22 protein-coding genes, 1 tRNA gene and 1 pseudogene are annotated in these 23,233 nt (G+C 59.9%); 2 read left to right on the top strand and 22 right to left on the bottom strand.

The features are described 5' to 3' along the window. From A8B82_RS24575 to rpsL, 5 genes and pseudogenes are all read right to left on the bottom strand, one after another. Positions 1 to 263: GTP-binding protein (locus tag A8B82_RS24575; RefSeq protein WP_235604605.1), on the bottom strand; the 263-nt coding region annotated here is incomplete at both ends. A 2-nt stretch (positions 264 to 265) separates the two neighbouring features. After that, positions 266 to 429: pseudogene (locus A8B82_RS24580) on the bottom strand (GTP-binding protein); the annotation flags it as partial. Between the two features lie 94 nt (positions 430 to 523). Beyond that, positions 524 to 2,650, bottom strand: coding sequence for an elongation factor G (fusA, locus tag A8B82_RS16640; protein WP_067294875.1), 2,127 nt, complete (start codon positions 2,648 to 2,650; stop codon positions 524 to 526). Between the two features lie 77 nt (positions 2,651 to 2,727). Beyond that, positions 2,728 to 3,198 (bottom strand): 30S ribosomal protein S7, encoded by a 471-nt coding sequence (gene rpsG / locus A8B82_RS16645; protein WP_067294877.1) that lies wholly within the window; start codon positions 3,196 to 3,198, stop codon positions 2,728 to 2,730. Between the two features lie 157 nt (positions 3,199 to 3,355). Further along, on the bottom strand, positions 3,356 to 3,727 hold the full coding sequence (gene rpsL, locus A8B82_RS16650; RefSeq protein WP_025063456.1) for a 30S ribosomal protein S12: 372 nt from the start codon (positions 3,725 to 3,727) through the stop codon (positions 3,356 to 3,358). Positions 3,728 to 4,095: 368 nt separating this feature from the next. Here rpsL and A8B82_RS16655 point away from each other — a divergent pair, with 368 nt between their 5' ends. Beyond that, positions 4,096 to 4,902 carry a putative rhamnosyl transferase gene (locus A8B82_RS16655; protein ID WP_067294880.1) on the top strand — a complete coding sequence of 269 codons (807 nt, stop codon included), beginning with the start codon at positions 4,096 to 4,098 and terminating at the stop codon, positions 4,900 to 4,902. Here the strand turns inward: A8B82_RS16655 and A8B82_RS16660 are convergent. The 15 genes from A8B82_RS16660 to A8B82_RS16730 form a co-directional block, all read right to left on the bottom strand. Continuing rightward, complete coding sequence (locus A8B82_RS16660; RefSeq protein ID WP_067294883.1) at positions 4,891 to 5,757, bottom strand: DMT family transporter; 867 nt, start codon at positions 5,755 to 5,757, stop codon at positions 4,891 to 4,893. The two genes, A8B82_RS16655 and A8B82_RS16660, sit on opposite strands and share 12 nt — an antisense overlap. 164 nt (positions 5,758 to 5,921) lie before the next feature. Next, a complete protein-coding gene (gene rpoC / locus A8B82_RS16665) occupies positions 5,922 to 10,166 on the bottom strand; it encodes a DNA-directed RNA polymerase subunit beta' (RefSeq protein WP_067294885.1) in 4,245 nt (1,414 codons plus the stop codon). Between the two features lie 102 nt (positions 10,167 to 10,268). After that, positions 10,269 to 11,237, bottom strand: coding sequence for a GSCFA domain-containing protein (locus A8B82_RS16670; RefSeq protein WP_067294888.1), 969 nt, complete (start codon positions 11,235 to 11,237; stop codon positions 10,269 to 10,271). Continuing rightward, positions 11,234 to 15,373, bottom strand: a complete 4,140-nt coding sequence (gene rpoB, locus A8B82_RS16675; protein ID WP_067294891.1) for a DNA-directed RNA polymerase subunit beta — start codon at positions 15,371 to 15,373, stop codon at positions 11,234 to 11,236. The genes A8B82_RS16670 and rpoB overlap by 4 nt, the downstream gene beginning before the upstream one ends. A gap of 284 nt (positions 15,374 to 15,657) precedes the next feature. Next, a complete protein-coding gene (gene rplL, locus A8B82_RS16680; RefSeq protein WP_067294893.1) occupies positions 15,658 to 16,032 on the bottom strand; it encodes a 50S ribosomal protein L7/L12 in 375 nt (124 codons plus the stop codon). Between the two features lie 74 nt (positions 16,033 to 16,106). Next, positions 16,107 to 16,619: a 50S ribosomal protein L10 gene (gene rplJ, locus A8B82_RS16685; RefSeq protein WP_067294896.1), complete on the bottom strand. Its 513-nt coding sequence runs from the start codon at positions 16,617 to 16,619 to the stop codon at positions 16,107 to 16,109. Between the two features lie 362 nt (positions 16,620 to 16,981). After that, complete coding sequence (locus tag A8B82_RS16690) at positions 16,982 to 17,173, bottom strand: hypothetical protein (RefSeq protein ID WP_067294898.1); 192 nt, start codon at positions 17,171 to 17,173, stop codon at positions 16,982 to 16,984. Continuing rightward, on the bottom strand, positions 17,170 to 17,406 hold the full coding sequence (locus A8B82_RS16695; protein ID WP_067294900.1) for a hypothetical protein: 237 nt from the start codon (positions 17,404 to 17,406) through the stop codon (positions 17,170 to 17,172). The genes A8B82_RS16690 and A8B82_RS16695 overlap by 4 nt, the downstream gene beginning before the upstream one ends. Before the next feature lie 227 nt (positions 17,407 to 17,633). After that, on the bottom strand, positions 17,634 to 18,338 hold the full coding sequence (gene rplA / locus A8B82_RS16700; protein ID WP_067294903.1) for a 50S ribosomal protein L1: 705 nt from the start codon (positions 18,336 to 18,338) through the stop codon (positions 17,634 to 17,636). Between the two features lies 1 nt (position 18,339). Further along, positions 18,340 to 18,765 (bottom strand): 50S ribosomal protein L11, encoded by a 426-nt coding sequence (gene rplK / locus A8B82_RS16705; protein WP_067294906.1) that lies wholly within the window; start codon positions 18,763 to 18,765, stop codon positions 18,340 to 18,342. 156 nt (positions 18,766 to 18,921) lie between these two features. After that, positions 18,922 to 19,509 carry a YdeI/OmpD-associated family protein gene (locus tag A8B82_RS16710; RefSeq protein ID WP_067294908.1) on the bottom strand — a complete coding sequence of 196 codons (588 nt, stop codon included), beginning with the start codon at positions 19,507 to 19,509 and terminating at the stop codon, positions 18,922 to 18,924. Positions 19,510 to 19,547: 38 nt separating this feature from the next. Then, on the bottom strand, positions 19,548 to 20,081 hold the full coding sequence (gene nusG, locus A8B82_RS16715; RefSeq protein WP_067294910.1) for a transcription termination/antitermination protein NusG: 534 nt from the start codon (positions 20,079 to 20,081) through the stop codon (positions 19,548 to 19,550). Between the two features lie 216 nt (positions 20,082 to 20,297). After that, the gene (gene secE, locus A8B82_RS16720; protein ID WP_067294913.1) at positions 20,298 to 20,495 is read right to left on the bottom strand and encodes a preprotein translocase subunit SecE; all 198 of its coding nucleotides are present in this window, start codon (positions 20,493 to 20,495) and stop codon (positions 20,298 to 20,300) included. Positions 20,496 to 20,597: 102 nt separating this feature from the next. Next, a complete protein-coding gene (locus tag A8B82_RS16725) occupies positions 20,598 to 21,353 on the bottom strand; it encodes a hypothetical protein (protein WP_067294915.1) in 756 nt (251 codons plus the stop codon). 137 nt (positions 21,354 to 21,490) lie between these two features. Beyond that, positions 21,491 to 21,566: transfer RNA gene (locus A8B82_RS16730), tRNA-Trp, on the bottom strand. A 155-nt stretch (positions 21,567 to 21,721) separates the two neighbouring features. Between A8B82_RS16730 and A8B82_RS16735 the strand changes: the two genes are divergently transcribed. After that, positions 21,722 to 22,219 (top strand): DUF892 family protein, encoded by a 498-nt coding sequence (locus A8B82_RS16735; RefSeq protein WP_067294917.1) that lies wholly within the window; start codon positions 21,722 to 21,724, stop codon positions 22,217 to 22,219. A 108-nt stretch (positions 22,220 to 22,327) separates the two neighbouring features. Here A8B82_RS16735 and A8B82_RS16740 read toward each other — a convergent pair whose 3' ends face one another. Next, a complete protein-coding gene (locus A8B82_RS16740; RefSeq protein WP_082899349.1) occupies positions 22,328 to 22,990 on the bottom strand; it encodes a CatB-related O-acetyltransferase in 663 nt (220 codons plus the stop codon). A gap of 30 nt (positions 22,991 to 23,020) precedes the next feature. After that, positions 23,021 to 23,233, bottom strand: a 213-nt coding sequence (locus tag A8B82_RS24585) for a hypothetical protein (protein WP_235604719.1), incomplete at its 5' end; no start/stop codon positions are given.

The raw sequence follows: 23,233 nt of genomic DNA on the forward strand, positions 1-23,233 counted from the left end.
GGCTGGTCCACGGCGCGCGCAGGCGTCGGGATGAACTCGTCAACCGCCTTCATCAGCGCGCGGATCGAGTTTTCGCCGATCTCGGGATCGCGGCCTTCCATGGCGGCAAGCGCGGAACCGGGGATCACGGGCATGTCGTCGCCGGGATACTCGTAGGAGGACAGCAACTCGCGGATCTCCATCTCCACCAGCTCCAGCAGCTCCTCGTCGTCCACCTGGTCGACCTTGTTCATGTAGACAACCATCGTGGGGATGCCCACCTGNNCCGCGGGCCTTCTCTTCGGGCGCGCCGTCGATCTGGTCATACGCGCGGAAGTCACCGAAATACTTCGTGATCGCCGCTGTCAGGGTCGTCTTGCCGTGGTCAACGTGACCGATCGTGCCGATGTTAACGTGCGGCTTGTTACGTTCAAACTTTGCCTTTGCCATGGTGTGGCTCCTTCATTTTCATTCAAAACGGTGCATGCGCAGCACACACCCTACGGGTTGGTGTAGGGTGCGTGGTTTCCCACGCACCGCTGGATCAAGCGAATTTGGACTGGATTTCGTCCGAGATGTTCTGCGGCACGGCCTCGTAGTGGTCGAACTGCATGGTAAAGTTCGCGCGGCCCGACGACATCGACCGCAGCGTGTTGATGTAGCCGAACATGTTGGCCAGCGGCACAAAGCAGTCAATCGCAATCGCGTTGCCGCGAGTGTCCTGACCCTGCACCTGACCGCGACGCGACGTAAGGTCGCCGATGATGCCACCGGTGTATTCCTCGGGCGTCACCACTTCGACCTTCATGATCGGTTCCAGCAGCTTGGCGCCGGCCTTTTTCATGCCTTCGCGCATACCCATCCGGGCCGCGATTTCAAATGCCAGCACCGAGGAGTCGACGTCGTGGAACTTGCCGTCGATCAGCGCCACCTTGAAGTCGATGACCGGGAATCCCGCCAGCGGACCAGAGTCCAGAACCGACTTGATACCTTTTTCCACACCCGGAATATATTCCTTGGGCACGGCACCACCGACGATACGGCTCTCGAAGGAATAACCTTCGCCCGGCTCTGTCGGCATCAGGATCATCTTCACCTCGGCAAACTGACCGGAACCACCGGACTGTTTCTTGTGGGTGTAGGTGATCTCGGCTTCGCGGGAAATCGTCTCGCGGTAGGCCACCTGAGGCGCACCGATGTTGGCTTCGACCTTGAATTCACGCTTCAGGCGATCCACCAGGATGTCGAGGTGAAGTTCGCCCATGCCCTTCATGATGGTCTGACCGCTTTCGATATCGGTCTCCACCCGGAAGGACGGGTCCTCGGCGGCCAGACGGGCCAGACCGGCGGACATCTTTTCCTGGTCGGCTTTTGTCTTGGGCTCGACAGCGATCTCGATCACTGGATCGGGGAAGGTCATCGTTTCCAGCACCACCGGATCGTTCTGCGCGCAGAGCGTATCGCCCGTGGTGGTGTCTTTCAGACCCGCCAGCGCGATGATGTCGCCCGCAAAGGCTTCTTCGATTTCCTCGCGGTTGTTGGAGTGCATCATCATCATACGACCGATGCGTTCTTTCTTGCCCTTGGTCGAGTTCAGGATGTTGTCGCCCTTGTTGACCTTGCCCGAGTAGATGCGGGTGAAGGTCAGCGAGCCGACAAAGGGGTCGTTCATGATCTTGAACGCAAGGCCCGAGAACGCCATGTCGTCATCCGCGCGGCGCGGAATGTCGCGTGTTTCGGTTTCGTCACCCGGTTTGAAGCCCATGTAATCGACAACGTCCAGCGGGCTGGGCAGATAGTCGATCACGGCGTTCAGCAGGGGCTGCACGCCCTTGTTCTTGAACGCGGAACCACAGAGGACGGGGATGAACTTGATGGCCAGCGTACCCTTGCGGATCAGCTTACGCAGCGTGTCCACATCGGGTTCTGCACCGTCCATCAGGTAGTTTTCCATCGCGTCGTCGTCCATCTCGACCGCGGTCTCGATGAGGTGGGCGCGCCATTCGTCGGCAGAGGCCTTGAGGCTGTCACGGATGTCGCGCTGTTCCCAGCTCGCGCCGAGGTCCTCACCGGCCCAGACCCATTCTTTCATGGTCACCAGGTCGATCATGCCTTCAAGCTCGTTCTCCGCGCCGATCGGGATCTGGATCGGTGCCGGTGTCGCACCGGTACGGTCCTTGATCATCTTAACGCAGTTGAAGAAATCTGCGCCGATCTTGTCCATCTTGTTGACGAAGACGATGCGCGGCACCTTGTAGCGGTCAGCCTGACGCCACACGGTTTCGGTTTGCGGCTCCACACCGGCGTTGGCGTCGAGAACGGCAACCGCACCGTCGAGAACGGCCAAAGAACGCTCAACCTCGATGGTGAAGTCCACGTGGCCGGGGGTGTCGATGATGTTCATCCGGTATTTGGTGTCGGATGTGGCGTCTGCTGTCGGCTCTTCCTGGCGCTGCCAGAAAGTTGTCGTCGCAGCGGAGGTGATGGTGATGCCGCGCTCCTGCTCCTGCTCCATCCAGTCCATCGTGGCCGCACCGTCGTGGACCTCACCGATGTTGTGGCTCTTGCCGGTGTAGAACAGGATGCGTTCCGAACATGTGGTCTTGCCGGCATCAATGTGCGCCATGATGCCAAAGTTGCGATAGCGTTGAAGCGGATAGTCGCGTGCCATTGGGAGGTGTCCTCAGAGGTCTTGCGTTAAAAAGGGTCAGGGGCCACGCGTATCGCGGCCCCGATCTTTGAATTGAATTACCAGCGGTAGTGGCTGAAGGCCTTGTTGGCATCGGCCATCTTGTGGGTGTCTTCGCGCTTTTTCACGGCTGTGCCACGGGATTGAACGGCATCCAGCAGCTCACCGGCAAGACGCTCTTCCATGGTGTTCTCGTTGCGCGAACGTGCAGCCTTGATCAGCCAGCGGATCGCCAACGCCTGACGACGCTCTGGGCGGACTTCCACGGGGACCTGGTAGGTCGCACCACCGACGCGGCGCGAGCGCACTTCGACGGAGGGCTGGATGTTCTCAAGTGCTTCGTGGAACACTTCGATGGGCGCGCGTTTGATCTTGTCTTCAACGCGGGTCATCGCGTTGTAGACGATTGTTTCGGCGACGGACTTCTTGCCGTCGATCATGAGGTTGTTCATGAATTTTGTCAGAACCAGATCGCCATACTTGGCGTCCGGCAGAACTTCGCGTTTTTCAGCGGCGTGGCGGCGTGACATGGATGTGTCTTCCTCTTGGCGGGGGATCGGCGCTTTGCGATCCGATGGTTTCGTGTGATGTCATCCTCGGGCTCGACCCGAGGATATCTAACGGAGCGCCCCTGGCTCGGAGATCCTCGGGTCGAGCCCGAGGATGACCTCGCCGCGGCGCGACAGGTCACTTCGGACGCTTGGCACCATATTTGGAACGGCGCTGCTTACGATCCTTGACGCCCTGCGTATCCAGAACACCGCGAAGGATGTGGTAACGCACACCGGGAAGGTCTTTTACACGACCGCCGCGGATCAGGACAACGGAGTGTTCCTGAAGGTTGTGGCTTTCGCCCGGAATATAGCTGATGACCTCAAAGCCGTTGGTCAGGCGCACCTTGGCAACCTTACGCATGGCCGAGTTCGGCTTTTTCGGTGTGGTGGTGTACACGCGGGTACAGACGCCACGCTTCTGCGGGCATTCCTGCAGGTGCATGGATTTCGAGTATTTACGCTTTGGCTGCCGCGGCTTGCGGATCAGCTGTTGGATCGTTGGCATTCCGGTTTATCCCCGTTCTGTCTCACATCAGGTGCACGAGGAGCACCCCATGCGGTTTCAAATTCGATGCTTTACCATTGGCAAAGCAAAAACACCGCAACGTTCCCGTACCGAGGAAAACGAGGCGGTGGGGTTACAGAGGACCGGATCAGCAATAGACCGGGTCTTGACCACGTAGCTTATGATTTCGGGCCTGCAGGGGTTGCCCCACGTCCCGGATAGCGCGCGTATAGGGCGTTGGGCGCAGGGTGTCAACAGCCCACGACCGGTCAGGATTGCGCCGGGTCAGGCGCAAAGGCGCTTGCAACGGCACCTGCGCCGCCTGCATATTCGGGGTCAACCGCAAGCCCCAAGAGGAAAGCCCCCATATGCAGGCGATCGGACTTTGCCGTTTTTCCTATCCCGCGCTGGGGGGCTTCCAGGTCGAGCACGAGGACATCGAGGACCGGATCGCCTATCTTTACGAAGACAGCCGGTTGGAAGAGCGGTTTCAACTGCTCGAAACCGTGGCTCTGCCCTGCCTGAAGGCGCAGACAGACCCCGATTTCAGCCTGATCATCGTGATCGGCGACCAGTTTCCGAAACATCATGTGAAACGGCTCGAAACCCTTATCGAGGACCTGCCGCAGGCGTTGCTTCACAAGGAACCGCCGCGCAACCAGCGCGAGGTGATGAAGGAGATCCTGAACGAGGCGCGGATCAATCCGGCAGAGCCCTGCCTGCAATTTCGCTACGACGATGATGATGCGGTCTCTGTCGACTTCATCGAAAAGCTGCGTCGCGCGGTGGCGGACTCCAGCGCGCTGATCGGCGATAACCGCACTGTCGCCTATGACTGGAACCGCGGCTTCGTGGCCGAGTTCGGGGCGAACGGGATCGCGGCAGTGGACATGTTCCGCCAGTTCTACGTCGCTTCGCTGGGCATGTATATCAAGGGCAATTGTTCGCAGACCATCATGAACTTTGCCCATGAGAAGATCCCCCGTTTCATGCCTGCGATCAGTTTTTCGGACGCCGCGATGTGGGTGCGCAGCCACAACGGCTTTAACGATTCGCGGCAGAAAAAGGTGAAGCCGATCCTGGTCACACCGCTGACTGCCGCGCAGGAAAAGCTGTTCAGGGATCGTTTTGCCATCGACGCAGATCACGTCAGGCGGGTCTTTTCAGGCGCCTGACAGCTTGCGCTCGCGGTAGAAGGTGAAAACGCCCGTGGCCACGACGATTGCCGCCCCCGCCAGTGTCATCCAGCCGGGCCATTCGCCAAAGACAAACCAGCCCAGCAACAACGCCCAGACCAGCGCGGTATAGCGGAACGGCGCTGTGAACGACACATCGCCCACCCGCATCACCCAGATGGACAGGAAATAACCGGCCATGATCGCCACAGCCGAGCCGATGATCAGCACCCATATCTGCAGCGGAATCGAAACCCAGGGATCGAACAGCGACACCATCCCGAAGGCCACCATCACCGCAACCGCCGTGCTGAGCGCGACAGTCATCGAGGGCACCTGTGGTGACAGCTGCCGGGTGATCAGGTCACGGGCTGTTACCCCCAGCACTGCCAGCAGCGCATAGATCGCCCAGATATTGAACCCTTCCGCCCCCGGCTTGACGATCAGCATGACACCCATGAACCCGATGAAGATCGCCATGAAGCGGCGACCACCAACCGCCTCGCGCAGGAACAGGGCCGAGGCAAGGGTCACGGCCAGCGGCACCACCTGCATTATCGCGGTGATATTGGCCAGCGGCATATTGAAAAGCGCGGTGAGGAAAAAGTAGGAGATACTGACCTCTGACGCGGCCCTGGCCCCGATCAATATCCAGTCACGGCGCGCGATGTCGAAATGCATCGTTCCAATCCGCCCTTTGGTCGCCAGCATCAGCGAACAGGTGACAAATGAGCGGATAAAGATCAACTGCGCCAACGGCACCGCGCCCGCTGTCAGTTTCAGCATCGTATCATTGAGGGTGAAGGACGCCATGGAGGCCGTCATCAGCAGCGCGCCAAGCAGAGTGGGTGACATTGTTCGGCGGCCTTCGGCAATTTGCAATTGGCGCACCCTATGCCGCGTGGCCGGGCATGTACAATCCCACCAGAAGCATGGACCCGCCCGAAGCATGGACCGGAAAATGGAAAGCCCCCGACACCTGGGGTGCCGGGGGCTTTCTTCATTCAGTGGGAATCAGATCAATCGCGGCTTTCTTCGTCCACGATCACGGTGTCAAAGACATCGCCGCCGACCACATCGTCGCTGGCTTCCGGCGCGGCAAGGCGCGCGGCCTGCTCTGCCTCTTCGCGGCGTGCTTCGATGACCACGTTGTCACGGTCCTGGGCAACCTTGCGCATCTGCATGGTCGCACCGCCCGTACCAGCCGGGATCAGGCGGCCCACGATGACGTTCTCCTTGAGACCCACCAGTTTGTCCCGCTTGCCCTGAACCGATGCTTCGGTCAGAACCCGCGTGGTTTCCTGGAAGGACGCCGCAGAGATGAAGCTGCGGGTTTGCAGCGACGCCTTGGTGATGCCCAGCAGGATCGGTTCGCCCTTCGCGGGGCGGCCGCCTTTGCTGATGGCCTTCTCGTTGGCCAGATCGAACTCCTGCTTGTCGACATGTTCGCCCTTGAGCAGCGTGGTCTCACCAGAATCCTGGATCTCCCACTTCTGCAGCATCTGGCGCACGATCACCTCGATGTGCTTGTCGTTGATCTTCACACCCTGCAGACGATAAACATCCTGCACCTCGTCGATCATGTAGTCGGCCAAGGCCTCCACACCCATGATCGCAAGGATGTCATGCGGCGCCGGGTTGCCGTCCATGATGTAATCACCCTTCTGGACATAGTCACCTTCCGCAACGGGAATGTGCTTGCCCTTGGGCACCATGTATTCGACCTTCACATCGGCATCGTCAGCGGATTCAATCGCGATACGGCGCTTGTTCTTGTAGTCCTTGCCGTAACGCACATAGCCGTCGATTTCCGCGATGATGGCGTGATCCTTGGGGCGGCGCGCCTCAAAGAGTTCGGCCACACGCGGCAGACCACCGGTGATGTCCTTGGTCTTGGCACCCTCGCGCGGAATACGCGCGATGACGTCGCCCGCCTTGATGTCGGTGCCGTCCTCGACGGACAGAACCGCATCCACGGACATCGGATAGGTCACCGGGTTGCCCGCATCGTTGCGGACCGGTTCGCCATCTTCACCCACAAGGATCACTTCCGGCTTCAGCTCGTTGCCTTTGGGGGCAGCGCGCCAGTCGATCACGATCTTCTGGGTCATGCCCGTCGCATCATCGGTCTCGTCCTTGACGGCGATACCCGACACGAGGTCCACGAACTTGGTCAGGCCCGATTTCTCGGCGATGATCGGCAGCGTGTAGGGGTCCCACTCGATAAGCTTGTCGCCCCGCGCCACTTTCTGCCCGTCCTTGACGAACAGGGTCGTACCGTAGCCGATCTTGTGGCTGGCACGTTCCGCGTCATCCTCGCCGACAATCCGCAGTTTCATGTTCCGGCCCATCACGATCACTTCGCCATTGGCGTTCTCGATGGTCTGGGCGCTTTCGAACACGATCTTGCCTTCCTGAGAGGCCTCAAGGAAAGACTGCTGACCACCCTGGGCCACGCCGCCGATGTGGAAGGTCCGCATCGTCAGCTGTGTACCGGGCTCACCGATGGACTGTGCCGCGATGATGCCAACCGCTTCGCCCTGGTTGACCAGGGTGCCGCGTGCAAGGTCACGACCATAGCACATGGCGCAGACACCCTCTTCGGCTTCGCAGGTCAGCGGCGAGCGGATGCGCGCGGACTGAACCGCCGCTTCGTCCACCAGATCCGCCATCCGTTCGTCGACAATGGTACCCGCTGGCACCAGCACTTCGTCGGTGCCGGGCCGGAGAATGTCATCCGCCGACACACGGCCCAGCAGACGCTCGGCCAGGGACGACACGACTTCGCCATCGTTGACCGCCGCTTCGGCAGTGATCGCGGCCTCGGTCCCGCAATCGTGCATACGCACAATGCAGTCCTGGGCCACGTCCACCAGACGGCGCGTCAGGTAACCCGAGTTCGCGGTTTTCAAAGCCGTGTCCGACAGACCTTTCCGCGCGCCGTGGGTCGAGTTGAAGTATTCAAGAACGGTCAGACCTTCCTTGAAGTTCGAGATGATCGGCGTCTCGATGATGTCACCGTTCGGCTTGGCCATCAACCCGCGCATCCCGCCCAGCTGCTTCATCTGGGTGACGGAGCCACGGGCACCGGAGTGGGCCATCATATAGACCGAGTTCGGTTCCATCACGGCACCGTTTTCGTCCAGCCGCTCGGCAGAGATCGAGCCCATCATGGCCTCGGTCACCTTGTCGTTACACTTCGACCAGGCATCCACGACCTTGTTGTACTTTTCGCCCTGGGTGATCAGGCCGTCCATGTACTGCTGTTCGAAATCCTTGACCTGCTCGCGGGTCTCGTCGACGAGCCCCCACTTGCTGTCGGGGATCAACATGTCGTCCTTGCCGAACGAAATGCCCGCCTTGAAGGCTTCGCGGAAACCCATGGTCATGATCTGGTCGCAGAAGATGACCGATTCCTTCTGGCCGCAATAGCGGTAGACGGTGTCGATGACCTGCTGCACTTCTTTCTTGCGCAGCAGACGGTTCACCAGGTCGAAAGGTGCCTTTGCGTTCAGCGGCAGCAGCGCACCCAGACGCACACGACCGGGGGTCGTGTCATAGCGCAGCATGACCTCGTTGCCTTCGTTGTCGATCTGCTTGATCCGGGCCTTGATCTTGGTGTGCAGGTGCACTTCGCCCGCATCCAATGCGTGCTGCACTTCGTCCACGGTGCCAAAGATCTTGCCTTCGCCCTTCATGCCCGCGCGTTCCAGCGTGGTGTAATAAAGGCCAAGGATCATATCCTGCGACGGCACGATGATCGGCGCGCCGTTGGCGGGCGACAGCACGTTGTTCGTGGACATCATCAGCACCCGCGCTTCAAGCTGGGCTTCCAGCGAGAGCGGCACGTGGACAGCCATCTGGTCACCGTCAAAGTCGGCGTTGAAGGCCGAGCAGACCAGCGGGTGCAGCTGGATCGCCTTGCCTTCGATCAGCACGGGCTCGAACGCCTGAATGCCGAGACGGTGCAGCGTCGGCGCACGGTTCAGCATGACGGGGTGTTCGCGGATGACCTCATCCAGGATATCCCAAACCTCGGGACGTTCCTTTTCCACCAGCTTTTTCGCCTGTTTCACGGTGCTCGACAGGCCCTTGGCCTCCAGCCGCGAATAGATGAACGGCTTGAACAGTTCCAATGCCATCTTCTTGGGCAGACCACATTGGTGCAGCTTGAGTTCCGGCCCGGTCACGATGACCGAACGGCCCGAGAAGTCGACGCGTTTGCCCAAAAGGTTCTGACGGAAGCGGCCCTGCTTGCCTTTCAGCATGTCGGACAGCGATTTCAGCGGGCGCTTGTTGGCACCCGTGATCACGCGGCCACGGCGGCCGTTGTCGAACAGCGCATCGACAGATTCCTGCAACATCCGCTTTTCGTTGCGGACGATGATATCGGGCGCGCGCAACTCGATCAGCCGCTTCAGACGGTTGTTCCGGTTGATTACCCGGCGATACAGGTCGTTCAGGTCGGAGGTGGCAAAGCGGCCCCCGTCCAGCGGCACCAGCGGGCGCAGTTCCGGCGGGATCACCGGGATCACGGTCAGAACCATCCATTCGGGGCGGTTGCCGGATTCAAGGAAGCTTTCCACGACCTTCAGGCGCTTGATGATCTTCTTGGGCTTCAGCTCGCCGGTGGCTTCTTTCAGCTCTTCGCGCAGTTGGTCGGCCTCGGCCTCCAGATCAATCGCTGCCAGCATTTCACGGATCGCTTCGGCACCGATGTTGGCGGTGAAAGCGTCCATGCCGTAAGCGTCCTGGGCGTCCATGAACTCTTCCTCGGTCATCATCTGACCATAGGTGAGGTCCGTCAGGCCGGGTTCGATCACGACGTAGTTCTCGAAATACAGCACGCGTTCCAGATCGCGCAGCGTCATGTCCAGCATCAGGCCGATGCGCGACGGCAGCGATTTCAGGAACCAGATGTGCGCGACGGGCGAAGCCAGTTCGATGTGGCCCATCCGTTCGCGGCGGACCTTTTGAAGCGTGACTTCAACGCCACATTTCTCGCAGACAACGCCGCGATACTTCATGCGCTTGTATTTGCCGCACAGGCATTCGTAATCCTTGATCGGGCCAAAGATACGGGCGCAGAACAGACCGTCACGTTCGGGCTTGAACGTGCGGTAGTTGATGGTTTCGGGCTTCTTGATCTCACCGAAGGACCACGACAGGATCCGCTCGGGCGATGCCAGAGAGACCTTGATTTCGTCGAACACCTTGGGCGGCGTCAGCGGGTTGAACGGGTTGTTTGTCAGTTCTTGGTTCATTGTGTGTCCTCGGCGTTTCCTGCTTGACCCTGAGGTCGTTGTCGGCGTTACGCATTTGGGAAATGGAAGTTGTGACGTAGCCCCAGGCGGGGCCGCCCATGTCTATGCGGCCGGCGCGTGCTCCAAGTATTGATCCAGCATGTAGTTGACGATCCGCTTCACGATTTTCGGGCGCACGTGGACGTTGTCTTCGCCCAGGGCGCGGAAACCGGCGGTAGTCACCGACTCGTAGCTTGGGAAGTAGTCGACGTTCCCGTACTTCTGGGTAACAGTCTCGGCGACAACGCGCAGCACGGCTTTGGAATAGCCATTCGCCGTCACTGCATCGCCACCGGAGAATGTCACCTGAAGCGGCACGGGCGACACCGTGAGCACAATGTTGCGCTGCCGGTCACTGGTCAGAAGCTCGACCATCTTCGAGACCAAAGAGACGCTTTCGGCGACATCCAGGCGGCAAAACTCGAACTGTTCCGGATGCCGCTTGATCAGTTTCATCGGCGGAGCCTCGTTCAGATAGAGGCCGGTCGTCGTGTCCTTCCATGTCTCGATCAGGCCCAGGGTGATGACAACGGTGTCGGACTTTGCCAGCCCATCGCGGTAGAGCGCCGCGATTTCAGCGCGCCGCTCCTTGGCCCGCGTCGCGCTGACCGCGTTGCCGCCAGTGGACAGCAGGCAATCCACGACCTTGCCGATGCCGGCCGGATAAATCCCGCCGTCAGGTGCTTCCCCGAACGCCGTCTGAACGCATTGCAGCATCGTGCCCGGATTATACTGGTTCAGCACACGGTTCTTGCGGCCCGGCACACCGTCCTGAGCAGCGGAGTAATGTGCGGTCGGCACATCAACGCCGCGGTCAAGCAGATCGTCCTCGACATTGCGCGCAAAGCACGACCCGATCGTGAAGACGGAAGAAGACGGATCGATCCTGAACCCTGGGTAGACATCGGGCAGCAACTGAAAATCATCGTAACGCGCGTCCTCCCTGTCGGGATACTTACGAGACTTGTTCTTCAGCGTCGCTGCAAATGTCTCGGCCCCGTTTTCCGGGACCTGATTTTGCATCAGCGTCATTCATCCTCCTCCGCATCCAGGAGTTCCATGTTCAGGCCGAGGCCGCGCACTTCCTTGACGAGAACGTTAAAGCTCTCCGGGATGCCCGCTTCGAAGTTATCCTCGCCCTTGACGATGCTTTCATAGACCTTGGTCCGGCCCGCGACGTCGTCCGACTTGACGGTCAGCATTTCCTGCAGGGTGTACGCAGCGCCGTAGGCTTCAAGCGCCCAGACCTCCATCTCACCGAAGCGCTGACCACCGAACTGCGCCTTACCACCAAGCGGCTGCTGGGTAACGAGGCTGTATGGCCCGGTCGAACGCGCGTGGATCTTGTCGTCGACCAGGTGGTGCAGCTTCAACAGGTACTTGACGCCCACGGTCACGGGGCGGGCAAACTGCTCGCCCGTGCGACCGTCAAACAGGACCGACTGACCAGAGGTGTCGAAACCGGCACGCTTGAGCGAGTCGTTCACGTCGGCTTCCTTGGCCCCGTCGAAGACCGGCGTGGCAATCGGCACACCGCGCGTGACGTTGCCCGCCGCTTCGATCAGCGTGTCCTCGTCCATGGTTGCGATGCCTTCGTCATAGACATCCTGGCCATAGGCATGGCTCATCGCCTCGCGCACAGGGGTCAGGTCGCCGGAGCGACGGTATTCCTGCAACGCTTCGTCGATATTGATGCCCAGACCGCGTGCGGCCCAGCCCATGTGGGTTTCAAGGATCTGACCGACGTTCATGCGCGACGGCACGCCCAGCGGGTTCAGACAGAAATCGACAGGTGTACCATCCGAAAGGAACGGCATGTCCTCCATCGGCACCACTTTCGAAATCACACCCTTGTTCCCGTGACGACCGGCCATCTTGTCGCCCGGCTGCAGCTTGCGCTTCACCGCCACGAACACCTTGACCATCTTCATCACACCGGGGGGCAGATCGTCGCCACGACGCACTTTCTCGACCTTATCCTCGAAACGCGCATCCAAGGTCCGTTTCTGGATCTCGTACTGCTCGTTCAGGGCCTCGACGATTTTCGCGTCGTCCTCGTCTTCCAGCGCCAATTGCCACCACTGACCGCGGGACAATTGGTCGTCCAGCAGTTCTTCGGTGATCTGGCTGTTCGGTTTGACACCTTTCGGGCCTTTGACAGCAACCTTGCCCAGGATCATCTCGCGCAGACGCGCATAGATGTTCCGGTCGAGGATCGCGAGTTCGTCATCGCGGTCACGGGCCAGACGTTCGACTTCCTCACGCTCGATCTGCAGCGCACGTTCGTCTTTTTCCACACCATGGCGGTTGAAGACGCGCACTTCGACAACGGTGCCGAAATCGCCCGGCTTCACCCGCAGCGATGTATCGCGGACGTCCGATGCCTTTTCACCAAAGATGGCGCGCAGCAGTTTTTCTTCCGGCGTCATCGGGCTTTCGCCCTTGGGTGTGATCTTGCCGACCAGAATATCGCCCGGTTCGACATCAGCGCCGATGTACACGATGCCCGCCTCGTCGAGGTTGCGCAGCGCTTCTTCACCCACGTTTGGAATGTCGCGGGTGATCTCTTCCGGCCCAAGCTTCGTGTCACGCGCGGCGACTTCGAATTCCTCGATGTGGATCGAGGTAAAGACGTCATCGCGAGAAATACGCTCGGAGATCAGGATCGAGTCTTCGTAGTTGTAGCCATTCCAAGGCATGAAGGCGACGACCACGTTCTTGCCCAGGGCCAATTCACCCATGTCGGTCGACGGACCATCGGCAATCACCTGACCCTTGGTCACCGTCTCACCCACTTTCACCAGCGGGCGCTGGTTGATGCAGGTGTTCTGGTTCGACCGTTGGAACTTGCGCATGCGGTAGATGTCCACGCCCGCGTCGCCCAGTTCAAGGTCTTCGGTTGCCCGGATCACGATACGGCTTGCATCGACCTGGTCGATGATGCCCGCCCGCTTGGCCATATAGGCCGCGCCGGAATCGCGTGCCACAACTTCCTCGATGCCGGTGCCGACCAGCGGCGCCTCGGCTTGCAGAAGCGGAACCGCCTGACGTTGCATGTTCGACCCCATCAGGGCGCGGTTCGCGTCGTCGTTCTCAAGGAACGGGATCAGCGAAGCGGCGACCGAGACCAACTGCTTGGGGCTCACGTCGATCAGGTCAACGCTTTCCGTGGGGGCCAGCGTGTAATCACCGGAACGACGGGTGTTCACCATCTCGTTGATAAAGCGACCGTTTTCGTCCAGTGATGCGTTGGCCTGCGCCACGGTGTGACGCATTTCCTCAGTCGCGGACATGTAGTGAACCTCGTCGGTCACCTTGCTGTCCTTGACCACGCGGTAGGGCGTTTCGATGAAGCCATACTTGTTCACGCGGGCGAAGGTCGCCAGCGAGTTGATCAGGCCGATGTTCGGACCTTCCGGCGTCTCAATCGGGCACATCCGGCCATAGTGGGTCGGGTGTACGTCGCGCACCTCAAAGCCGGCACGCTCGCGGGTCAGGCCGCCCGGTCCAAGCGCCGACAGGCGACGCTTGTGCGTCACTTCGGACAGCGGGTTGGTCTGGTCCATGAACTGCGACAGCTGGCTGGAGCCGAAGAATTCACGAACAGCCGCAGCTGCCGGTTTCGCGTTGATCAGATCCTGCGGCATCACGGTGTCGATCTCGACGCTGGACATGCGTTCCTTGATCGCGCGCTCCATCCGCAGCAGGCCAACACGGTACTGGTTTTCCATCAGCTCGCCGACGGACCGCACGCGGCGGTTGCCAAGGTGGTCGATGTCGTCGATGTCGCCACGCCCGTCGCGCAGATCCACCAGCGCCTTGATGCAGGCCACGATGTCTTCGCGGCGCAGGGTGCGCACGGTGTCTTCCGCATCGAGGTCAAGACGCATGTTCATCTTGACACGGCCGACGGCGGACAGGTCATAGCGTTCGCTGTCAAAGAACAGCGTGTCGAACAGCGCGGAAGCGGCCTCGACGGTGGGCGGCTCGCCCGGACGCATGACGCGGTAGATGTCCATGAGCGCGGTGTCGCGGTTCATGTTCTTGTCGTTCGCCATCGTGTTGCGCATGTAGGGGCCGACATTGACATTGTCGATGTCCAGCAGCGGAATGTCGGTGATGCCCGCGTCAATCAGCTCTTTCGCGGTGCCGCCGATCAGCGTGCCGTCCTTGTCGTACTCCAGCGTCATCTCGTCGCCAGCCTCGACATAGATCGCGCCGGTTTCCTCGTTGATGATGTCCTTGGCAACAAACTTGCCGTTGATGTGATCGAAGGGCAGCAACAGTTCCGTGACATTGCCGTCGTCGATCAGCTTCTTCACCGCGCGCGGGGTGATTTTCTTGCCCATCTCGAACAGGACTTCACCAGAGGCCGCGTCAACGACGTCATAGGTCGGTCGTGTGCCGCGTACCCGCTCGGGGTAGAAGGGGGCAACCCAGCCCTTGTTCTTCTGCAGGGTGTAGGTGACGGTCTTGTAATAGGCATCCATGATGCCTTCCTGGTCCAGCCCCAGCGCATAAAGCAGGGTGGTGACAGGCAGCTTGCGGCGGCGGTCGATGCGCGCGAATACGATGTCCTTGGCGTCGAATTCGAAATCAAGCCAGGAGCCGCGGTAGGGAATGATCCGGCAGGCGAACAGCAGCTTGCCCGAGGAATGCGTCTTGCCCTTGTCGTGATCAAAGAACACACCGGGAGAGCGGTGCATCTGGGAAACGATCACACGTTCTGTGCCGTTCACGATGAACGTGCCGTTCGGCGTCATCAGGGGCATATCCCCCATGAACACGTCCTGTTCCTTGATATCCTTGACCGATTTCGCACCTGTGTCTTCGTCGATATCGAACACGATCAGCCGCAGCGTCACCTTGAGCGGCGCGCTGTAGGTCATGTCGCGTTGCTGACACTCCTCAACGTCGTACTTGGGTTTTTCCAGTTCGTACTTCACGTACTCCAGCACGGAGGTCTCGTTGAAGTCCTTGATCGGGAACACCGACTGGAACACGCCCTGGATGCCATCGCCATCTGTGGGGGTTTCGGCATCGCCGGAATTCAGGAAAAGGTCGTATGAGGATTTCTGAACCTCAATCAGGTTCGGCATTTCCAGCACTTCGCGGATTTTGCCATAATATTTACGCAGACGTTTCTGGCCAAGGAAGGATTGTGCCATGTGTCGTGTCACCTTTCGATTCTCTCACCAAGCGCGTCCTCACCGGGGCCGTGAGGCGCTGCTTTAAGAGCGGAGTTTTCCGGTCAATGCTGGGGTGCGTCCCACCGCACCCCTTCCGACCTGTGGACCTCTCCAGAAGGATGCTTTCGCAAAAGCATCCTTCAAGACAGGTTTGGCTGGACAGGACAATCGCCCCGTCCAGCCAATATTCTTGCGGGATGTGCCGGAATTTTTGAAAATTCCGGTCCGATCTTTTCGAAAAGATCGGCTCCCTCGGCGACCGCTTAGGCCAGCTCGACTTCCGCGCCAGCTGCTTCCAGCTTGGCTTTGACTTCTTCGGCTTCGGCTTTGTCGACGCCTTCTTTGATCTTGCCGCCGGCTTCGACCAGGTCCTTGGCTTCTTTCAGGCCCAGACCGGTGATGCCGCGCACTTCCTTGATCACGTTGATCTTGGATGCGCCCGCGTTCTTCAGAACGACGTCAAATTCAGTTTTTTCCTCGGCTGCTGCGCCACCGGCGTCAGCAGGACCAGCCATCATCACTGCGCCGCCTGCTGCGGGCTCGATGCCGTACTCGTCCTTGAGGATTGTTTTCAGTTCTTGTGCTTCCAGCAGTGTCAGACCAACGATCTCTTCTGCCAGTTTCTTCAGATCAGCCATGTTTAGCTCTTTCCGTTAACGATATGTGTGTTCCAACGTGTTGATTCAACCAGCACGCCGATATGACGAATTGCTTACGCAGCCTTGTCCTCGATCGTGGACAGGATGGATGCAATGTTGCTTGCAGGTGCGCCAATGGCCCCGGCGATGTTCGATGCAGGTGCGCCCAGCATGCCCGCGATGGTGGAGATAAGCTCCTCCCGCGAAGGCATCTTGGACACGGATTCCACACCGGCCACGTCGAGTGCGTTCTCGCCCATTGCACCGCCAAGGATAACGAACTTCTGGTTCTCCTTGGCGAATTCCTGAGCAACCTTGGCCGCAGCCACGGGATCCTCAGAATAGGTCAGAACGGTCATGCCCGTCAGAAGGTCGGCAATGCTTGCGCATGGCTTACCCTCAAGGGCGATCTTGGCGAGCCTGTTCTTGGCAACACGCACGGCCCCGCCAGCGTCACGAGCACGCGCGCGAAGGTCCTGCATTTCAGCAACTGTCAGACCGACGTAGTGGGCTACCACAACGACGCCAGAGCTTTCAAAGATCTGGCCGAGTTCGTCGACCAACTGTTCTTTTTGTGCTCTATCCACAGTTTCACTCCAGTAAGGGAGGGTTGCCCCTCCGGCTCAGTTTTGCCGGGGCTGCTGGCCCCGACTTTCGGGTCCTTACGGGGGCCGGACGCGTCGCTGCGGATGGCCCGTCGGGCTGTCCGAAGAAAATCTGCCGTTTCCCGTCTCAGGCAGGAATTATGTTGAAAAGCCTTCAACACCCACCGTCTCGGACGAAAAGCACAAAAGCGCGACGAATCGCGCTTTGTACCTGAGGGTTGGGATAAACAGTTGACGGAGGATTTCCAACCCCCAAATGCGCAGCGTTTCAAACTCAAGCCAGTCGGACCGCATCGAGCGGCCCGGCGCACCAGAGTTACCAGCCTTTTCCGTAGTATTCCGGATCAACCGACCAAGCGCAAGGGTTCGTCGATCTGGCCGAAATACTGCTGCACGATACCCGCCATATCCACATCAAGTTCCAGCAACAGGTCATGGGCCCGCATGATTTCGTTCTGTTCCGGCGTGATCTGGTGCAACCGGCTCCACTGATGCCGCAACTCGCGCTCTCGGCCCGGTTTCACCAGCAGGTTCATCTTGCGTTTCTGAAGGCCTTGAGACGAAAATCGGCTTTGCGCCGCCGGTCTGCATAATTCAGGAAGTAAAAGTGCAACAGCGCGCAACGCTCGTCCAGCATCTTGACGATGTCGGTGATCCGCTTGCCCTGCGCATCGACAAACCAGTGCGGATGCGCGCGGGACACGTCCAGCCCGGCGCGGGCCAATGTCTTGCCGGTGGCATGCCCGCCAAAACCCAGGTTCCGGTTCATATAGGGGGCGAAACAGCAGCTTGTCCGGCTGCTGGGGGAAATTCACGTATTCGACTGGCCTGAAAATTACAGACCTGCAACCATCCGGCAGGGTTTCCAGCACCTCCGACATCCGATAGTCAGTCTGGCTGTGTCAGACCCATCAAGAAAGAGACAGGCCCTTAAAAGAAAAAGGGCGGTGACAATGCCACCGCCCTCTTCCAATCAGTTTCTCGGTCCGAAGCCGATCAGGCCTGGTCGGTCATCGCGTCGTCAACCGCCACGGAAATCCCAGGGCCCATTGTCGAGCTCAGGTTGATCTTCTTCATGTAGGTGCCCTTGGAGCCTGTCGGCTTGGCCTTGGCCACGGCACCCACAAAGGCGCGGATGTTTTCGGCCAGCTTTGCTTCATCAAAGCTCAGCTTGCCGACGCCGGCATGCACGACACCGCCCTTTTCAGCCTTGAACTGCACCTGGCCACCCTTGGCTGCCTCGACGGCCTCCTTGATGTCCATGGTCACGGTTCCGACCTTGGGGTTCGGCATCAGGTTACGCGGGCCCAGCACCTTGCCCAGACGCCCCACGATGGGCATCATGTCGGGCGTGGCGATGCAGCGATCGAACTCGATCTTGCCGGATTGCACGGTTTCCATCAGGTCCTCTGCACCGACGATATCCGCACCGGCGGCCTGGGCTTCTTCTGCCTTGGGGCCACGGGCGAACACGGCAACGCGCATGGTCTTGCCGGTGCCGTTGGGCAGGCCGACAACGCCACGGACCATCTGGTCCGCATGGCGGGGGTCAACGCCGAGGTTCATGGCAATTTCCATGGTCTCGTCGAACTTGACCTTGGAGTTGCCCTTGATCAGTGCAACGGCTTCTTCGACGGTCACATCTTCCTTGCCGACGAATGCTTCGCGGGCGGCGGTGGTACGTTTTCCAAGCTTTGCCATCTTACTTCACCTCGATGCCCATGGAGCGGGCAGAGCCCAGGATGATCTTCATCGCCGCTTCGACGTCATTGGCGCTCAGATCGGCGGCCTTGGCTTCTGCGATTTCGCGCAGCTGCTTGGGCGTGACGGTGCCGACAGTTTCACGGCTAGGCGTTTTCGCGCCAGAGTTCACCTTGGCAGCTTTTTTCAGGTAGTAGGACGCCGGGGGCGTCTTGATGTCCATGGTAAAGGACTTGTCCTGATAATAGCTGATCACGGTCGGACACGGCGCACCGGGTTCCATGTCTGCTGTCTTGGCGTTGAACGCCTTGCAGAATTCCATGATGTTGATGCCGCGCTGACCCAGTGCGGGTCCAACGGGCGGGGACGGGTTGGCTTGCCCCGCCTTGACTTGCAACTTCATCGTACCGACGAGTTTCTTGGCCATTGGCCTTCTCCTTTCAACACCCTCGGGTCGCGACCGTCGGGCTTTTGGTTGCGTGGTCCGGTTCGGGTGCCGCGGCCCCCTTGCCTCCCACATCTGGATGCCGCGCAAGGCGCAACAGAGGCGGCCTATACACGCCACTTGCCCCCCGCGCAAGTCCTAGCGGTCGTGCATTCCCTGCCCTGCAAGGATGCTATCGCGCCACCTTGCGATCCTCGCCCGCCGCGTCGCCTCCTGCTTGGCCCCCGAGATATGCAGGACATAGCCACGCTGACGTCCCGGTGTCAGGGCCTCGAACGCATCCTGCAACTCCGGGTCTTCCTCGAAGGCGGCCAGCAGCGCTTCAGGATAGTCGAAATCGTCCTTTGGCAAATCTACAGTGCGGCCGTCTTTCTCGACCGCGATGGCTTGCTTAATGAACCCGGTGATGTCCCGCGCTGCCGCGTCGATTCCAGCGACAGAGGTGAACCTCATGACACGGGCAGAGCGCGAATTGGGGCCGGGTGAGACCAACAACCCGGATGGATCGTCGAACAGCACGCCCTTGAAGAACGACAATGCCACGTCGTTCTTTTCTGCTCCGATGATACCGATGTTGTTGCCATGGGCCGCGTAACAGGGCTGGTGCCATTTCAGCGCCTCCGTCACATCCTCAGCCAGCATCAGACGCCGCAGCGCAACAAGCTCCGCACGCCAGGGACGGTCCTTGGCGAGATACCTGTCAATCCTCGGATCGGCCTTGCCCATATCGGCTCCACACCGACCGGGGCGTCAGAACGCCCGGTTCAGATCTGTTTGTTCACCTGAGTGAATTCGAGTTCGACCGGGGTTTCGCGGCCAAAGATCGACACGGATACCTTCAAGCGCTGGTTCTCGTCGTCGACTTCCTCGATCATACCGTCGAAATCCTCGAACGGGCCATCGGCCACCTTGACCTTCTCGCCCACTTCGAAATGGATCAGGGTGCGCGGCGCGTCTTCGCCTTCCTGCACCCGGCCCAGGATCGCCTGCACTTCGGCATCGCGCATCGGCATCGGACGGCCCTGCGGACCAAGGAAACCGGTCACCCGGTTGATCGAGTTGATCAGGTGATAGCCCTTGTCGGACATTTCCATGTGCACCAGCACATAGCCGGGCATGAAGCGCCGTTCTGCCGTCACCTTCTTGCCCCGGCGAACTTCGATCACCTCTTCGGTCGGCACCAGCACCTCGTCGATCTGGTCCTCAAGGCCCTGCTCTTCGACAGAGGTGCGAATCTGCTCGGCGATCTTCTTTTCGAAGTTCGACAGGACACTGACCGAATACCACCGTTTTGCCATCTGAACTCTGGTCCCTGTCTTGCGCGGCATCTGCCGCCTTCTGAGTAACGCTCGTGCGCCGCGTGAGGCGCACCTGAAAAAGCCTGAATAAAAAAGCGGCGCGCAACTCGAATCGCCGCACGCCCTTGTCAGGTCAGGCCTGCGCAATACCGCGCACGCGCAGGTCTTTCAAGGGAGGATTGCGAATTTCGCAGCACAGCCCCGGCAGAGCAGCGCTTAACCGAACATCCCCAGAACGCTTTGCAACCCACCGCGGATCAGGATGTCCACGATCGCGAAAAAGACCGCTGTGAGCGCCGCGAGGATGAACACCATCACCGTGGTCAACAGCACCTCGCGCCGGGTGGGCCATACGACCTTTGCCACCTCGGCACGCACCTGCTGAATGAACTGTAGCGGATTGGTGGTGGCCATCTGATCTATCCTAACGCTTGTCTGCCCGAAGCATCTAAAGGGTGCGTCGGGCGGATTCAAGCCGTAACAGGCGGGCCCAATCGCTTTGCGGCGCGGGCTCTGTCAGACCTCGCCCTCGCGCATTTCGGAAAACCGGCGGTCCAGGGCGGCATCATGCCTGCTTTCTGCTTCTGCCAGATCACCGAAATCCGGCAGGTAAAGCCCATCGACCGTGCCTTCCGGGAACCGGTCCAGAACAGCGTCCCACTTCATTGCAAAGCTGTCGAGCTTGCGGTGCATCTCCACCGCGCGGGTCGGATGCCTGCGGGCATACCAGCGCGCCAACCCCATGGCACGACGCCAGAAACCGTCATAGCCGAGGATCAGAAAGATACCTGTGAGGATGAAAAGCGACAGGATGCCAATGCCAAGCACAAGCCAGGGCCTGAAGAAAACGATCAGTGCAGCGGTGGCGATCACGATATGGCGCGGTGTGGGGCGATACCCCAGCACGGCGGCCTTCATATTGGCGATGCGGCCACCTTCGGCACGCACCTGACGCGCCGCCTTGGCCCGCTTGCCCCGGCCCAACTTCTTCGCGGGCTGGTCGGCAGAGGCCTGCGGCTCCGGCGGCGCAATCGACTGCTGTTCCAGCAGTTCCCGTTTGGTCGGCGCCGAGGCAGCGGATGGCGCAGCGACCCTCGACGGGGTCGCCTGTGGGGCCGGAACGGGCTGCGGGGCCTGATCCTGGGCCTCGGATTCCAACAGGTCCCGGATCGCGGCAAGGGCGTTCGGATCCAGGTCGTCCACCAAGGGTGACGTCGCCACCTGCGCGGAGGTATTCGATGTGTCCTTGGTGGGTTCTTTCGCTGTCGTCATGTTCGCATCTCTCAGCCAGTCCGCGCCTCGATACCGGCGCAATCAGACTCTTCATTGACGACAATATGTCAAAAACGAGGCACCCTTGATGCAATCGACCGCACGGCGGCTGCGTCACTGTGATGAGGAGGGATAAATGGCAGGGGCTGAGGGACTCGAACCCACGACCCTCGGTTTTGGAGACCGATGCTCTACCAACTGAGCTAAACCCCTATGCCGGACTTCCGACTAGTCGTAATTGCCGCGGCAATCAAGGGGCATCGCGCCCATTGCTCCGAATTTCAGCGGATTGCGATGGAACTCTGCATCGGGGGCGGGGCGTTGACCCTTTGACACGGGCACAGCGCCCCGAAATCAAGGAGACCGCAATGACACTCAAGAACCTTCACGACGTTTACCATGATCAACTGCAGGACCTTTACAGCGCCTGCAAGCAATCGCTTGACGCCACCACCGAGCTTGGCCGCGCCGCCGCAGACAAGGAACTGAGCGAAGCGCTTATCGCCGGGGCGAACGGGATCAGCGAAGGCATGGATCACCTTAAGTCGATCTGTGCCAAACATGATATCGACCCCGAAGGCGAGCAATGCAAGGGGATGGCAGGACTGGTGACCGAAGCTCGCGCCCATGCGATCAAGGCGGATTTCGCCGATGATGCAACGCGTGATGTGGTGATCATTACGCAATATCAGCGCATGGTGCATTATGCGCTGGCCGGGTACGGTGCCGTTGTCGCCTTTGCCAACCGTCTGGAACTGGACGAGGATGCAGGCATTCTGCAACAGCTTTTGGACAACACCTATGATGGCGATCGTCACATGACGGATATTGCCATGAGTGGCGGCGTCAACAAGGCCGCCGCATAAGCGCTGCCGTGTCACGACAAGGCAAAACCCCCTTGCGAGGGGGTTTTCGCATGACTGTCCGGTCGCGCCGGAAGCCCGGACCGCGTTGAACAACTTGGTATTTCCGGCTCATCCGCCACTGACCGCCACCAACCCGGCGACGTCAGCCCCGACGATCAGCGCCTCATGGGCGAGGATCATGTCAATCGGCCAATCCCACCAGGCGATGCGCAGCAATGCTTCTATCTGCTGCGGCTCGAACCGCCTGCGCAAGACCTTGGCAGGGTTCCCCGCAACGATGCTGTAGGGCGGGATATGGCCTGCGACCACGGCACCGGCACCGACAATCACGCCATCCCCCAAATGCGCGCCCGGCAGGATGCGGGCACCCTGCCCGATCCAGACGTCGTTCCCGATAACCGTATCAGGTCCCGGCCCTGGCATCGAAGGTCGGCCTTCGACCGGCCCGCCCCCGAAGACTGCAAAAGGGAAACTGGAAATACCGTCATAGCGGTGGTTCGCCGACGCGGTGATGAAGGTGACCCCATCCGCAATCTGGCAGAACTTTCCGATCACCAACCGCTCCGGGCTGAAATCGTAAAGATAGGGTGCGAGATGCGCCGCCCAGTCACCGGGCGGCTGATGGGCACTGGCATAAGTATAAGCGCCAACCGATAAACGTGGATGGTCCACGGCAGCTGCGAGGAAAACCGTGCCGGGATGGGTGCTGCCGTCAGGCAATGGCACCGGATGCAGGACGTCGGCGTCGGGGAAAGGTCGTGAATCGGGCATGACAGCTCCTTTGATCTGGAAAATACTGGTTCAGATCGCAGATGTTGTCATCTCACCCTCCATCGGTTTCGCCAGAACTCTAGCAAATCGCGACGCTTGGCGAAACCGCCTCTTTTGGCCCTCAAAAATCCAATCCCATACCCCCCAAACGACAAAGGCCGCCCCCTGTGGAGCGGCCTTTGCTTTTTCTGCTGTCAGAAGCGCGCCCTTGCGGGCGCAGCCTGTGATCAGTCGGTGATCTTC

It is taken from the genome of Sulfitobacter sp. EhC04, assembly GCF_001650875.1.
GTDB lineage: Bacteria > Pseudomonadota > Alphaproteobacteria > Rhodobacterales > Rhodobacteraceae > Sulfitobacter.